General features: G+C 55.3%; 16 protein-coding genes and 1 pseudogene. All 17 read right to left on the bottom strand.

The features are described 5' to 3' along the window. Positions 1–106: 106 nt before the first annotated feature. Positions 107–676, bottom strand: coding sequence for a DUF6036 family nucleotidyltransferase (locus tag Q0362_RS07635; RefSeq protein ID WP_298122141.1), 570 nt, complete (start codon positions 674–676; stop codon positions 107–109). Next, entirely contained in the window at positions 676–1,251 is a 576-nt protein-coding gene (locus Q0362_RS07640) for a helix-turn-helix domain-containing protein (protein WP_298122145.1), read from the bottom strand. The genes Q0362_RS07635 and Q0362_RS07640 overlap by 1 nt, the downstream gene beginning before the upstream one ends. A gap of 47 nt (positions 1,252–1,298) precedes the next feature. Then, positions 1,299–1,490 (bottom strand): hypothetical protein, encoded by a 192-nt coding sequence (locus Q0362_RS07645; protein WP_298122148.1) that lies wholly within the window; start codon positions 1,488–1,490, stop codon positions 1,299–1,301. An 86-nt stretch (positions 1,491–1,576) separates the two neighbouring features. Then, complete coding sequence (locus tag Q0362_RS07650) at positions 1,577–2,404, bottom strand: YaaA family protein (protein WP_298122150.1); 828 nt, start codon at positions 2,402–2,404, stop codon at positions 1,577–1,579. Positions 2,405–2,481: 77 nt separating this feature from the next. Continuing rightward, on the bottom strand, positions 2,482–2,751 hold the full coding sequence (locus Q0362_RS07655; RefSeq protein ID WP_277494327.1) for a F0F1 ATP synthase subunit epsilon: 270 nt from the start codon (positions 2,749–2,751) through the stop codon (positions 2,482–2,484). A 2-nt stretch (positions 2,752–2,753) separates the two neighbouring features. After that, on the bottom strand, positions 2,754–4,256 hold the full coding sequence (gene atpD, locus Q0362_RS07660) for a F0F1 ATP synthase subunit beta (RefSeq protein ID WP_298122158.1): 1,503 nt from the start codon (positions 4,254–4,256) through the stop codon (positions 2,754–2,756). A gap of 38 nt (positions 4,257–4,294) precedes the next feature. Then, positions 4,295–5,194 carry a F0F1 ATP synthase subunit gamma gene (locus tag Q0362_RS07665; protein WP_298122161.1) on the bottom strand — a complete coding sequence of 300 codons (900 nt, stop codon included), beginning with the start codon at positions 5,192–5,194 and terminating at the stop codon, positions 4,295–4,297. A 50-nt stretch (positions 5,195–5,244) separates the two neighbouring features. Next, on the bottom strand, positions 5,245–6,885 hold the full coding sequence (atpA, locus tag Q0362_RS07670) for a F0F1 ATP synthase subunit alpha (protein ID WP_298122164.1): 1,641 nt from the start codon (positions 6,883–6,885) through the stop codon (positions 5,245–5,247). Between the two features lie 58 nt (positions 6,886–6,943). Next, positions 6,944–7,741, bottom strand: coding sequence for a F0F1 ATP synthase subunit delta (locus Q0362_RS07675; RefSeq protein ID WP_110232967.1), 798 nt, complete (start codon positions 7,739–7,741; stop codon positions 6,944–6,946). Then, positions 7,741–8,289 carry a F0F1 ATP synthase subunit B gene (locus tag Q0362_RS07680; protein ID WP_110232966.1) on the bottom strand — a complete coding sequence of 183 codons (549 nt, stop codon included), beginning with the start codon at positions 8,287–8,289 and terminating at the stop codon, positions 7,741–7,743. The genes Q0362_RS07675 and Q0362_RS07680 overlap by 1 nt, the downstream gene beginning before the upstream one ends. Positions 8,290–8,317: 28 nt before the next feature. Beyond that, positions 8,318–8,554, bottom strand: coding sequence for an ATP synthase F0 subunit C (gene atpE / locus Q0362_RS07685; protein WP_096380363.1), 237 nt, complete (start codon positions 8,552–8,554; stop codon positions 8,318–8,320). 45 nt (positions 8,555–8,599) lie between these two features. After that, positions 8,600–9,430, bottom strand: coding sequence for a F0F1 ATP synthase subunit A (atpB, locus tag Q0362_RS07690; RefSeq protein ID WP_298122186.1), 831 nt, complete (start codon positions 9,428–9,430; stop codon positions 8,600–8,602). Between the two features lie 301 nt (positions 9,431–9,731). Further along, positions 9,732–10,181, bottom strand: coding sequence for a hypothetical protein (locus Q0362_RS07695; RefSeq protein ID WP_298122174.1), 450 nt, complete (start codon positions 10,179–10,181; stop codon positions 9,732–9,734). Positions 10,182–10,183: 2 nt separating this feature from the next. Beyond that, a complete protein-coding gene (locus Q0362_RS07700; protein WP_298122177.1) occupies positions 10,184–11,521 on the bottom strand; it encodes an MraY family glycosyltransferase in 1,338 nt (445 codons plus the stop codon). 3 nt (positions 11,522–11,524) lie between these two features. Beyond that, positions 11,525–12,202, bottom strand: coding sequence for an L-threonylcarbamoyladenylate synthase (locus Q0362_RS07705; RefSeq protein ID WP_298122180.1), 678 nt, complete (start codon positions 12,200–12,202; stop codon positions 11,525–11,527). Positions 12,203–12,252: 50 nt separating this feature from the next. After that, positions 12,253–13,239 (bottom strand): glycosyltransferase family 2 protein, encoded by a 987-nt coding sequence (locus Q0362_RS07710; RefSeq protein ID WP_298122183.1) that lies wholly within the window; start codon positions 13,237–13,239, stop codon positions 12,253–12,255. A gap of 30 nt (positions 13,240–13,269) precedes the next feature. Further along, a pseudogene (locus Q0362_RS07715) lies at positions 13,270–13,645 on the bottom strand (peptide chain release factor N(5)-glutamine methyltransferase); the annotation flags it as partial.

Below are 13,645 nucleotides of genomic sequence, written 5' to 3' on the forward strand. Positions count from 1 at the left end.
CTGTCATGTGCTTTGGCTCGAACAGCACCAACAATGCGGGAGATGGAATCGGACATGAAGAAATCATGCCCGTTCCATCACTACCAGCTCAGGAGTTATCCACACCTCACCCGAGTACGGGAGGAGGTGGAGTTGATGGCAACTCAGGCAAACCTGTGTTGAGCAAGGAGTCAATCATTCGAAGCGCCTTCTGAGGAAGGACATCCCCGGGGAAATATTCCTCGAATAAACCTTCAAGTTCCTCAAGTGTCGATAATCCGGTTATGGCAAGCAAATTAGCTATGTCTTGATCGTCACGACCAGTACGTGAAGCAGCAAGCTTCATCACCAACATGACTTCAGGCGTGGTCACCTTGAAGGAGACTCCCTTGTTTTCATACAAGGTTTCCCAGGTGACGCTCTTTCCTAAAGATGGAACGAATTGGGTCGCAGCATTGTTGATCCAGTCAGGATCCCAGCCGTTGATGTCAGCAACAGCTTCTGCAGAAGGACGAATAATGTCGAAGTTAAGGGCACGCAGATCAACATCACTGGTCAGACGCCTGTCGAAGTATCGAAGCACAAGTGCGGCACCGCCGATGATAAATATTTCAGCGGAAATACCGCGGCTATTGAGATCGTCAGCAAGTTCCTTGAGTCCACGAATGATGTCATCGCGCGAAAGTGATTGAGTCATTAGACGCTCTCCATCGCGATAGCAGGGAACAACACATTGTGGCGTTGAAATGCAGCTGATACCTCGTCGAGGTCTGGAGTTGGACCGTAAATTCCTTCTCGCAAATGTTGTAATTCAGGAAGAAAAAATTCTGAACTTTCGAGCCACGAAGGCAATGGCAAAGACGCATCAATCAGCCAATGCTCGACTAGAGCAGCAATTGCTGCGTCATAGAGTGCCGAGCCGGTAGATTCTGGGGCCACCAGCGTAAGCACAACACGGACAGCTGGAGTCTGTTTCCTCAGAGAATCACTAAACGAGATGAACTCACGGTAGGCAGCCTGATTGTCACCCTCAGCAAGAAAAAGGGCGATACTTTCCGCTACTTCTCCTGCTGTGCTGGCCAAAGTCGGAATTGCAACCAACCTGTGACGTGATTTCTTAAGCAGCGATGAGAATCTCTCAACACTTACTCCACGCGCTCCAGTCTCAATTTGGCTAATAGCGGCAGCAGAAGTGCCGCCCAGATCCGCCAATTTACGCACGGTAAACCCACGAGCACGTCGTGCGCGTCTGAGTTCTTTACCTGCGTCCAAGCTTCTCTCCTCTGTTATCAAATATGATAACAGAGTTTGACTGGTCGTCACTTCTTTGACCAATCAATGTTGAGCTTTTCAATAACGTGCTCGTATAGCGCCGCTGCCACTGCGACAGACTTGAGCTTTTTGCCCTTCTTCAGCAGCAAGAACTGGTGTGGGTACTTCTCTATAAATGCCAGAGGGTCTTTGACGAACTGATCGTAATCAATAACTCTCTCGTTCGAATGGTGGGCCATGTTATTCCTTCTTCGTTGAATAACCGCTTTCGCGGCCCCCTCCTAAAGGAAAGATTGCCAGCACCCACTGACAGCACAGAGTCGAATTAGCAGAGCTTCTGAACGACTCCAGAAACAACCAGGTTGAGCTCTGCTGGCCAGTCTGCAGTTGCTTCAGCACCTGGTTCCAGTATCAAGTTCTTTGTCTTACCCCAGGCTATGAGCTCTTCTGCTGATGAGATATTGCTGGTATTCGCTGAATCTTTTGCCAAGGCACGAACAAACTCGCCCTTGCCCTTCTTGTTGAAGTGGTTCAGCGCACGCAGCTGACCGTTCTCACCTTTGGTCACCACACGCAGATAGACCGTGTTCTCCGCAGGAGCAAGCGGGGCTAGAGCCGAATAGCCTTCAGAGCGCAGATCCAGCACGAGCCTAGGTTCTGCCTTGAGCTTCTTGGCCAGTGCCTTGCTTCCTGCCTCTGCCCATGCCTTCTTGAGGCTTCCAGCGGCTAATGCAGGCAGTTTGGAGTCGAAGGAGAGTCGATATGCCGGGATGGGTTCTAATGCCCCCACGGGCCCCAGAAGCGCGGATTGAATCATGACGTTATCCCGCAGGAAGTTCCGAGAAGGTTCATCGAGATTCATGGCGGCAAGGCCGTCATAGAGCACACCGGTATAGCGATCTATGGCCGGCATGGTGGGTGAGGTCTTGACCGCCTTGTTGCGGTCAACCTCTCCCATCTGCTTAGGGCTCAGCTTCAATACTTCAGCACACACCTTGGGCTTGCGCGCCAATGACACTGTTGCAGCCACCACACGCTTGCGAATGGCATTGAGCTGAGGAAACGACAGTGCTGATTCGGCAAGAAGCTGCTCCAGCGGAGCACCCTCTCCCCCATCACGCTTCGTTTCCGAAGGTGGTAACAAAATCAGCATGAGATTCCCTTAAGTGCAAACGCCCGCAGGAAGAGAAACTCTTCGACCGCGGGCATTAGCGTGTGAGAGGTTAAGCGTTAGCCAACCAATTCTGCGGCAGAAGCAACAACAGAAACGTTGTTGTTTTCAACCGAAAGGAAGCCACCAGCTGCGTTAGCAGTGATCTTCGAGCCGTCCTCAGCAGTGACGCGAACTTCACCACCGGCGAGAATCGCCAGCATAGGTTCGTGTCCGGGAAGGATACCGATCTCGCCCTCGCTGGTCTTGGCAACAACCATAGAGGCTGCGCCAGACCAGACTTCCTGGTCGGCAGCTACGACGCTGACCTGAAGGAGAGAAGAAGCCATGATTAGCCGTTTTCCTTCTGGATCTTTGCCCACTGCTCTTCAACGTCGGAGATAGCACCAACGTTGAAGAAGGCCTGCTCAGCCACGTGGTCGAATTCACCCTTAGCAATAGCGTCGAAGGACTCGATGGTTTCCTTGAGGGGAACGGTCGAACCTTCAACACCGGTGAACTTCTTCGCCATGTAGGTGTTCTGCGAGAGGAACTGCTGAATACGACGTGCGCGCGAAACGGTGATCTTGTCTTCTTCAGAGAGCTCGTCAACACCAAGAATCGCGATGATTTCCTGGAGTTCCTTGTTCTTCTGGAGGATCGCCTTGACGGTGGTCGCAACGCGGTAGTGGTCTTCACCTAAGTAGCGAGGGTCCATGATGCGCGAGGTCGAGGTCAGTGGGTCCACAGCAGGGTAGAGACCCTTCGATGCGATTTCACGAGAAAGCTCGGTGGTTGCATCGAGGTGAGCGAAGGTAGTCGCTGGAGCGGGGTCGGTGTAGTCATCCGCAGGAACGTAAATAGCCTGCAGCGAGGTAATCGAGTGACCACGAGTCGAGGTAATGCGCTCCTGGAGGATACCCATTTCGTCAGCCAGGTTGGGCTGGTAACCCACAGCTGAAGGCATACGGCCCAGAAGGGTCGAAACTTCAGAACCTGCCTGGGTGAAACGGAAGATGTTGTCGATGAAGAGCAGAACGTCCTGCTTCTGAACGTCACGGAAGTATTCCGCCATGGTCAGAGCAGACAGTGCTACACGAAGACGGGTTCCGGGTGGCTCATCCATCTGGCCGAAGACGAGGGCGGTCTTGTCGAAGACGCCTGCTTCTTCCATTTCGTGGATAAGGTCGTTACCTTCACGGGTACGCTCACCCACACCGGCGAATACCGATACACCACCGTGGTCCTGAGCTACACGCTGAATCATTTCCTGAATCAGAACGGTCTTACCCACACCGGCACCACCGAACAGACCAATCTTTCCACCCTGAACGTAGGGGGTCAGAAGGTCGATGACCTTGATACCAGTTTCGAAGAGCTGAGTCTTGGACTCGAGCTGGTCGAATGCTGGTGGTGTGCGGTGGATGGGCCAGCGCTCCTTGATTTCAATCTTTTCGCCGGGCTTACCGTTGAGGATGTCGCCGGTGACGTTGAAAACCTTACCCTTGGTGACATCACCAACGGGCACGGAGATAGGAGCACCGGTGTCGGTGACTTCCTGGCCGCGCACGAGGCCGTCGGTGGGCTTGAGGGCAATGGCACGCACGAGGTCGTCACCGAGGTGCTGTGCAACCTCGAGGACAAGCTTGGTGCTCTCGCTGCCGAGGACGACCGTGGTCTCCAGGGCGTTGTAGATGCCGGGGATCGAGTCGTGTGGGAACTCGATGTCGACGACGGGACCGTTCACGCGGGCGATGCGACCAGTTGCGGTTGCTGCCTTCTTGGGAGCCGCTGCTTTCTTAGCAGGTGCTGCCTTTGCGGGGGTCTTAGCCTTAGTAGCTGGTGCTGCTGCCATTGCTCTTCTTCTCTCTTACCGGGTTTGGAAAGTCTGTATTACTTGGCGGTCGACAAGGCGTCGGCGCCACCAACGATTTCGGAAATTTGCTGGGTGATCTCGGACTGACGAGCGTTGTTCGCCAGACGTGTGTAGTCGCGGATCAACTTGTCGGCGTTGTCGCTTGCCGACTTCATTGCGCGCTGACGGCTGGCGTGCTCGGACGCAGCCGACTGAAGCATCGCGTTGTAGATGCGGCTTTCGATATAAACCGGAAGCAGTGCATCCAGAACCTTGTCTGCCTCGGGCTCGAACTCGTAGAGGGGAAGAACTTCTTCTTCACCAGGAGCTTCGACACCTTCGACAACTTCCAGAGGAAGCATGCGCACAACGGTGGGAACCTGAGAAACCATCGATACGAAACGGTTGTAAACAACGTGGATTTCATCCACGCCACCGTCTGCGTAGTCGCGCAGGAAGCTTTCGAGAACTGATGCAGCAATTTCCTGCGCAGTTTCGAAGACGGGCTGGTCAGTGCCACCGGTCCAAATACGCTCAGCGGGACGCTGGCGGAAGGAGAAGTAGGCGTTTGCCTTGCGGCCAACCAGGAAGTAGACAACTTCCTTGCCCTGCTCACGAAGAAGCTCAGCGAGCTGCTCCGATTCGCGCAGAACCTGTGAGCTGAAAGCACCAGCAAGACCGCGGTCAGATGCAAGGATCACAACTGCTGCGCGCTGAATCTTTTCAGGCTCGGTCGTGAGGATGTGTGACACGTTGGTGTACGTGGCAACAGCCGACACGGCGCGAGTGATCGCACGCGAGTAGGGCGTGGACTGCAGAACGCGTGCCTGCGCTTTTTGAATGCGCGAGGCAGAGATCAGCTCCATTGCACGCGTGATCTTCTTGGTCGTCTGGGCAGAACGAATTTTCTGCCTATAGACCCGAAGTTGCGCTCCCATGTCTCTCCTGTGGTTTCTCTAAAAGGTGGTTGATGTCAGTGAAAAGGCGCTTAGCGCTTCTTCTTGACGATCTTTTCCTGCTTGACGTCAGCTTCGTCGATAGCAACGAACTCTTCCTTACCAACCGAAGCCAGTGAAGAACCGTCGCCTGCCTGGAATTCCTTCTTGAAAGCAACAACGGCCTTCTCGAGGTCTTCGACAGTCTTGTCATCGAGCACGTTGGTGTCGCGCAGAGTGGTCAGAACCTTGGTCTTGCGACCGAGGTAGTCCAGGAACTCACGCTCAAAGCGCAGGATGTCCTCAACAGGAACCTCATCGAGCTTGCCGGTAGTACCAGCCCAGATCGAAACAACCTGGTCCTCAACGGGGTAAGGGGTGTACTGAGGCTGCTTGAGCAGTTCGGTCAGACGAGCACCACGAGCCAACTGACGACGGCTTGCGGCGTCAAGGTCGGATGCGAACATCGCGAATGCCTCGAGTGAACGGTACTGAGCCAGTTCGAGCTTCAAGGTACCGGAGACCTTCTTGATCGACTTGACCTGAGCGTCACCACCCACACGAGAAACCGAGATACCTACGTCAACGGCTGGACGCTGGTTCGCGTTGAACAGGTCCGACTGAAGGAAGATCTGGCCGTCGGTGATCGAGATCACGTTGGTGGGGATGTATGCCGAGACGTCGTTTGCCTTGGTCTCGATGATGGGAAGACCGGTCATCGAACCTGCACCGAGCTCGTCAGAGAGCTTTGCACAACGCTCCAGCAGACGGGAGTGTAAGTAGAAGACGTCACCGGGGTATGCCTCACGTCCTGGTGGACGGCGAAGCAGCAAGGAAACGGCACGGTAAGCCTCAGCCTGCTTGGAGAGGTCATCGAAAATGATGAGAACGTGCTTGCCGCCGTACATCCAGTGCTGACCAATGGCAGAACCGGTGTAAGGAGCAAGGTACTTGAAACCTGCGGGGTCAGATGCAGGAGCAGCCACGATGGTGGTGTACTCCATTGCGCCAGCGTCCTCGAGTGCGCCCTTTACAGCAGCAATCGTGGAACCCTTCTGGCCGATAGCAACGTAGATGCAGCGAACCTGCTTGTTGGTGTCGCCGGACTCCCAGTTAGCCTTCTGGTTGATGATGGTGTCGATCGCGATAGCGGTCTTACCGGTCTGACGGTCACCAATGATGAGCTGACGCTGTCCACGACCAACGGGGATCATGGCGTCAATAGCCTTGATACCGGTCTGCATGGGCTCGTGCACCGACTTACGCTGCATAACGCCAGGAGCCTGGAGCTCGAGAGCACGACGGCCCTCAATCTTCTTGATGTCACCGAGACCATCGATGGGGTTACCCAGTGGGTCAACCACGCGACCGAGGTAGCCTTCGCCAACGGGAACGGAGAGAACCTCGCCAGTGCGGGTTACTTCCATACCTTCCACGATGCCGGTGAACTCACCGAGGACAACAACACCGATCTCGTTCTCGTCGAGGTTCAGGGCGAGACCAAGAGTGCCATCTGCGAAGCGGATGAGCTCGTTAGCCATCACACCGGGCAGGCCCTCAACGTGTGCGATACCGTCGGCTGCGTCGATGACGTGGCCAACTTCGGTCTTCGAAGCCTTGGTGGGCTTGTAGGAAGAAACGAAGTCCTTGAGAGCGTCGCGGATCTCGTTGGGGCTGATCGTAAGTTCTGCCATTGTGTTTTCCTTGTCTGATTCAGTCGGTTGACTGAGAGGTTTTGGTAAGTGTTACCGGCTATCCAGCGAGCTGGAGTCGCAGTTCTTGAATACGGGACGAAACTGAACCATCAATCACGTCATCGCCGACCTGCACGCGCAGGCCACCGATAATCGCAGGATCAATGATGAGGTTGATGTTGAGCTCGCGTCCGTAGACCTTCGCCAGGGACTTGCCCAGGCTGGTGAGCTGCGCTGCAGCAATAGGCTGCGCACTGGTCACGGTTGCAATGGAAGCGCCTGCCTGGTCCGCAACAATGTCTGCTGCGTAAGAGAGCAGGGCGCCAATGCGGCGACCACGAGGCTGCTGCACAAGCGCAGACACGATGGCAATAGTTGCCGCCGATGCCTTGCCCTTGAGCAGCTTTACTACGAGAGCGGCTTTAGCGTCGGGGTTACCAAGCTTGGAACCAAGGCTGAGCTCGAGTTCTGCGTCGCTCGACACGGCACGAGAGAACGCGAACAGCTCAGCGTCTACAGCTTCATTCTTCTTGGAACCCGACACAGCAGCGCGGATAGCGATTTCTTCGACACCGGCGAGCAGGTCATCCTGGCTCGACCAGCGGTCAGAGACGATCTGTCCCAGCAGCTTGGATGCAGTGGCATCCAGTCCCTTGCCGAAAACCTTGCCCAGAAGGGAAGACTTGTCGGCTGCAGGAACAGCAGGGTCAGCTAGTACGGCGCGCAATTGGGCAGACTCAGCGAAGGCACGACCAGCAGCAAAGAGCTGTTCGCCCAATGCCAGGTTTGCCTTTGCTCCCAAGCCAGCAAGTGCTGCCTTGGAGCTAGTGATTGCGTGTCTGCTTGCGCTACCCATTACTTAGCTGCCTTCTCCGAAGCTGCGAGGTCAGCGAGGAAGCGGTCAACGAGAGCCTTGGACTTCTTGTCGTCGGTGAGAGCCTCACCGATAACGCCCGAAGCCAGGTCGATGGCCAGCGAGCCAACCTCACTCTTGAGCGAAACGAGTGCGCTCTGGCGCTCTGCTTCGATCTGAGTTTTTGCAGTCGCAGTGATGCGAGCTGCCTCGGTTGACGCGAGATCCTTTGCCTCAGTCACGATCTTGGCGCCGTCTGCACGAGCAGCGTCGCGGATCTTGCCTGCCTCAGCACGTGCGTCAGCGAGCTGCGCGGTGTACTTAGCAAGGGCTTCCTCAGCTTCACGCTGAGCAGCATCTGCCTTCTCGATGTTTCCCTCGATAGCTGCTCCACGCGCTTCCAGCATGGCTGAAACGTTGGGGAGCACCTTCTTCCAGAAGAAGATGAGGATGATCGCGAAGACGACCGCCGACCAAACCATGTCGTACGGTGCTGGCAACAGAGGGTTTGGTGTTTCCTCTGTTGAAGCCACGATTAGTGCCTGAAGCATGATGCCTCCGTGTCGAACGGGTAGATGACTAGTTGGTGAAGATGAAGTAGGTCGCGATACCGATGAAGGCAAGTGCCTCGGTGAAAGCGATACCCAGGTACATCAGAACCTGAAGACGACCAGCAAGTTCAGGCTGGCGTGCAACCGACTCGATGGTCTTGCCGACGACGATACCTACGCCGATAGCGGGGCCAATGGCTGCGAGACCGTAGCCGACGGTGGCAATGTTGCCGTTGATTTCGGCGAGAACCGATGTTGCGTCCACGATTGTTTCCTTCCGTGTGGTCGAGACTGGCGGATGCCAGACCCGTTAGTGTTCCTCAGCCAGCGCGAGCTGGATGTAGACCGTTGTAAGCAGGGTGAAGACGTATGCCTGGAGCACAGCAACAAGAATCTCGAAGGCCGAGAAGATGAAGCCGAAAGCAAACGTGCCGAGACCGAAGAAACGAGCCCAGCCCGCGTCGTCGAGAGCGACAGAGAAGAAGAAGAAGTCAGTAGCTGAGAAGCAGAGCACCAGAAGAAGGTGACCAGCAACCATGTTCATCAGAAGACGAAGAGCCAGAGTGATCGGACGCAGGATGAAGATCGAGAAGAACTCAATCGGAGTCACGATGATGTAGATAGGCCAGGGAACTCCTGGGGGGAAGAACGAGTTCTTCAAGAACGCACCAGGGTGCTTCTTCAGACCGGCATAGATAAACGTGACATACGCCACGATGGCCAAGGTCAGAGGAAGACCAACCAGTGACGAACCAGCCACGTTCATACCGGGGAAAATACCCGGGATGTTCATAGCCAGAACAGTAAAGAAGATGGCGGTGAGCAGGGGAAGGAAGCGCTTGCCGTCCTTCTTGCCCAAGAGGTCTTCAGCAATGTTGACGCGGACAACGTCCAGTGCCATTTCAGCCAGCGACTGTCCCTTGCCAGGAACAAGCTTCATGTTGCGAGTAGCAAGCCAGAACAGCAGGATGACCAGCGCTGCCATGACGAAGCGGATCAGGATGATGCGGTTGATCTCGAAAGGAGTACCAGCAAAGAAGATCGCGTCAGGGAAGAACTCGTTGATCGACGGCCCGTGAAAGCTCGAGTCGCCCTCTGACGAGGTGACGAGCTTGGTTACAGCGTTTACTAGCAGCGCTATCTCCTGTTTCGGGGCGTGGAGCTTCTGCTCTCGCGTCGACGAACATGCGGGATCCCCCAGCAGTTCAATCTCGTTTGGCTTCGTTGTCGAAACGTAGGTGATTGATCCGCAGATGGAGCGAGGGATTACTCAAGACTTTACAGGGAAAAAGGGCGGCTCACCCAATCTAAAAACTACTTACCGCTCAGCGGAAACACTCCCCCGCTATCGGCTGAAGAAAGCCACATGACAAAAGCCCAGACAAAGTCTGGGCGCTGTCATGTTGAAGAGAAAAAGAGCGGGGAAAGTAACCGAAGATTCTCTACCGCTGCAGATCAGAAACGTAGGGCATGCGGGTCTTCATCACGACGACCACGTCCACCACGAGCGAGGCAATGACACCAGCAATCAGGGACAGGAACAGCGCAGTGGGGTTGATCCAAGGCTGATCGCGCAACGCGAGCGCCGCCACGATGAACGCTACAAACTTCAAAAGCCACGCACCCAGGACAATTCCGAAGAACGCCACGATGTCGAAGCGCACAGCAATCAAGATGCTCAGCGCGGTGATTCCTAAGAACACACCCGCCATAGCCGCACCAATCACTGCAGACCATGCCGCAATGGGACCAGCAACGAGCAGGCCAATCACTCCGCCCACCACAGCAATAGCTGCGGCGAAAGCGAAGCCATAGGCCAGCGTGCGACGCAGCACGGGAACAGAGCTGGGGACACCCGTAGGCAGAATGCGAGAGGTTTCAGGATTAGTCATGACTACTTGTCGGTATCTTTCTCGTCTGCGAACTTAGGTTGTGAATTAGGGGATGGCTTCTTGCCCGAGCCGCGGGTCACGATGCCACCCAGATCAATCTGGCCGGTAGCGCCGGCAATAACTTCCTCGGCAGGAACAGGAACATCGTCCTCGAACTTGTTGCTGGCCGCATCTAGAGGGTCATACTCAGCCAGGACAGCGTCGTCCTTGAGGGACTGGATTGTCTTCTCCACGCGCTGGCGACGCGTGAGGGGCAAGATGGTCAGCACTGCGCTGACAATCGTTCCCACAATCAAGAACACAATGGCGATGGCATAGGGCTTCACAATGAAGAACAGCAAGAAGCCAATGGAGACCACGGCAGTCCAGCTATAGAGAATCAGAACAGCCTGCAAGTGCGAATGCCCCATGTCGAGCAGACGGTGGTGCAGGTGCTTGCGGTCAGCCGTAAACGGAGACTTTCCTGCGCTCACACGGCGAAGAACAGCAAGAGAGAAGTCAACGAGTGGCAAAAGCAAAATCGCGAATGGCAACATGATGGGCAGGAATGCTGGAAGCAACTGCGACTTACCTAAGCCGTCTGGGTTCACTTGCCCTGGATCAATCTGGCCCGTGACAGCAATACCGGCAACTGCCATGAGCAGGCCCACCAGCATGGAACCGGCATCTCCCATGAACAACCGGGCACGGTGCCAGTTGAAGGGCAAGAACCCAGCACACGCACCAACAAGAACTGCGGCAATGAGCGACGCCAAGTTGAAGTAGTTAGAAGGGCTGGTCTCACGGGCAAGTAAGTAGCTATAGATCAGGAAGACGCCGTTAGAAATCAGCGAGACACCCGCAACGAGACCGTCTAGACCGTCAATGAAGTTGACGGCATTCATCACCAACACGATGGCAAAAATCGTGATGAGGAAGGACATTGTGGGTGAACCCACAGTGATGCCGCCAATCGGCAACGACAGAATCTGCACCCCTTGCCACGCCACTAGGGCTGCGATGCCAAGCTGTGCAGCGAGCTTGATGGTCCAGTCCAAATCCCAGAGGTCATCGAGGACACCAATGACCACAATCAGGAGAGCACCACCCATGATCGCCAAGACGGGACCTGGGTCAGCAAAAATGACACCAAAGAATGGAATCTGGCTGGCAACTCCAAACGCAACCAAGATGCCAAGGAACATCGCCACGCCACCCAAACGAGGGGTGGGGCGAGTGTGAACATCACGCTCACGGATCTTGGGATACAACTTGTATTTCAGGCTCAGGCGACGAATCACATACGAGAACCCGAAGGTGACCACTGCCGAAGCAAAGGCCATGAGCGCGAGCATGAACACGAGCTAGCCCACCGCTTCAGTCGAGGGCTCGAGAGTGTCACCAATGACGTCACGCAGCTGAGCTGCGGTGACAACACCATCACGAAGAATGCGAATACCGCCGGTGCCGCGAGACAGCGCCGTGGCATCCACGATGGTGGAAGCCAGCCCTTCGGTTGCTTCTCCCCCGTCGAGATATACCTCAACGCGAGCACCGAGCTGATCATGAGCACCAGAAGCAGTTGTCGCAGCTGGCTGGCCAGTGAGATTCGCTGAAGAAACTGCCAACGGTCCGGTCTCTGCAAGAAGTTCAAGAGCAACAGGGTGAGCAGGAACACGAACAGCAACAGTGCCGTTGGTGTCTCCCAAGTCCCAGGCCAGTGAAGGCTGTGCTTCGAGGACGATGGTGAGCCCGCCAGGCCAAAATGCCGTAGCGAGTGCGCGAACTTCGTCCGGGATGTTCTGGGCTAGACCGTCCATGGTTGCTGCCGAGGGCATCAACACAGGAGGTGGCGACTGCCGTCCACGGCCTTTAGCTTCCAGAAGCAGTTGCACTGCTTCTGGACTGAATGCATTAGCTCCAACGCCATAGACAGTGTCTGTGGGGATAACGACAAGCTGACCCTTCGCCACGGCTTGGCGAGCAAGCCGCATGCCGGTGAGGAGTTCGGAATTATCCGAGCAGTCGTAGATGCGAGACATAACTCTGACAGTTTACGCGTCGAAGTTTAAAGCGAAGTTTGAACAGCGCCTTAGAGCGGCTGAACCAAATCACGCAAGATGTCACGGGGTCCATTGCTCACTCGGAAATACCGCCCTGTGATGACTTGCCCAATTACTGGAACCCAGCGAATAGCTCGGTTGCGCGGGTAGGAAGAGCGTGCCTGTTGGAGTTTCACAGAAGAAGCAATCAGTGACAGTGCGGATATTGAAGCACCGAGTTCACTCGCCCGCTCAGAAAGTGACGTGATGCGAGCCAACAGGCGAGCATTACGTTCTGCCCCTTCAGCACGCAGCTTGGCCATGCGGGTGGTAAGCGTGTTCTTCTTCACACCAATTTGGTTGGAATCATGCTGGCGATAGCCAATCAGTGATTCCGTCACAGCGAACTGCTCACCAGAAAGTGCAGCAACCATGGCCAGCCACTCGTCATGAACCCAGCCGGAAGGGAAAGGCGCAGCTTTATCGAAGACTGAACGTGAGAAGGCAGCAGTAGCACCGGTCACAATGTTGCGCTTGATCAGAACATCTACGGGGTGAGAAACAATCCCCGCTCGTTCTGATGCAGAGAGGGATAAAGCTTCGAAAAGCGAGTGACCGAGTGGCTCACCACTGGAGTTAACCAACTGGGCATCGCCGAAGACGAAACCTGCCCCAGCTTTCAGCTGGGCAGTTTCAACTTCCAAGCGCTGCGGGAACCACAGGTCATCTTGATCTGCCAAGAAGATGTAGGGCTTGGTCGTTGTGGCAATGGCCTGCTCAAAGTTTTTGGTGACACCCAAGGATGACTTGTTGGAGAGAACAATGAGTTTCACTTTGCGAAGTTCAGAACTGTGCTCAGAAAGTCGTTCCCAGGTTTGCTTGAGAAGAGCAATCGTGCCGTCAGTTGAGCCGTCATCCGAGACCACGATTTCAGCAGGCAACAGCGTTTGAGCAGCCATGCTCTCAAGCTGTTCCACGATGTACTGTGCACCGTTGTAGGTGCACATTGCCACCGAAATCTCGGGCGAAATAGCCACAGGTCAACTCCCCTTAGGTCAGGGTTCAGTCTACGGGCGGGTCGCTGTTGTGTAGCGGTCGCGACCGGTCAGGTCGCGATGTGTTGCAGTAGCTCGCCATCCGTCTGCCGAGAGAATCTCTCGAATATTGGCACCTTGCAATTCACCGTGCTCCAACATGAGTGCAGCTCCAGGTCGCCCCAGCACTAAAGCCACCTGCGACACTTGGCGCACCACATCCAGACCATCTTGACCGCCATAAAGTGCCAGTGCCGGGTCGAAGAGCTGAACCTCAGGGTCGCGTGGAATGGCATCTACCGGAATGTAGGGAGGGTTAGATGCAATCACAGCAACCGAACCCTCAAGGTGTGGGAAAGTTGCTAACAATTCTTCGCCTGCAAGGTCACCAGGAACCAGATGAGCGTTG

The organism is uncultured Aurantimicrobium sp. (assembly GCF_936931525.1).
Classification (GTDB): domain Bacteria; phylum Actinomycetota; class Actinomycetes; order Actinomycetales; family Microbacteriaceae; genus Aurantimicrobium.

Excerpts from the sequence above, each read along its gene's own strand:
- Q0362_RS07635 (WP_298122141.1), bottom strand. The coding sequence starts at position 676 with ATGACTCAATCACTTTCGCGCGATGACATCATTCGTGGACTCAAGGAA.
- Q0362_RS07645 (WP_298122148.1), bottom strand. The coding sequence starts at position 1,490 with ATGGCCCACCATTCGAACGAGAGAGTTATTGATTACGATCAGTTCGTC.
- Q0362_RS07650 (WP_298122150.1), bottom strand. The coding sequence starts at position 2,404 with ATGCTGATTTTGTTACCACCTTCGGAAACGAAGCGTGATGGGGGAGAG.
- Q0362_RS07655 (WP_277494327.1), bottom strand. The coding sequence starts at position 2,751 with ATGGCTTCTTCTCTCCTTCAGGTCAGCGTCGTAGCTGCCGACCAGGAA.
- atpD (WP_298122158.1), bottom strand. The coding sequence starts at position 4,256 with ATGGCAGCAGCACCAGCTACTAAGGCTAAGACCCCCGCAAAGGCAGCA.
- Q0362_RS07665 (WP_298122161.1), bottom strand. The coding sequence starts at position 5,194 with ATGGGAGCGCAACTTCGGGTCTATAGGCAGAAAATTCGTTCTGCCCAG.
- atpA (WP_298122164.1), bottom strand. The coding sequence starts at position 6,885 with ATGGCAGAACTTACGATCAGCCCCAACGAGATCCGCGACGCTCTCAAG.
- Q0362_RS07675 (WP_110232967.1), bottom strand. The coding sequence starts at position 7,741 with ATGGGTAGCGCAAGCAGACACGCAATCACTAGCTCCAAGGCAGCACTT.
- Q0362_RS07680 (WP_110232966.1), bottom strand. The coding sequence starts at position 8,289 with ATGCTTCAGGCACTAATCGTGGCTTCAACAGAGGAAACACCAAACCCT.
- Q0362_RS07695 (WP_298122174.1), bottom strand. The coding sequence starts at position 10,181 with ATGACTAATCCTGAAACCTCTCGCATTCTGCCTACGGGTGTCCCCAGC.
- Q0362_RS07705 (WP_298122180.1), bottom strand. The coding sequence starts at position 12,202 with ATGTCTCGCATCTACGACTGCTCGGATAATTCCGAACTCCTCACCGGC.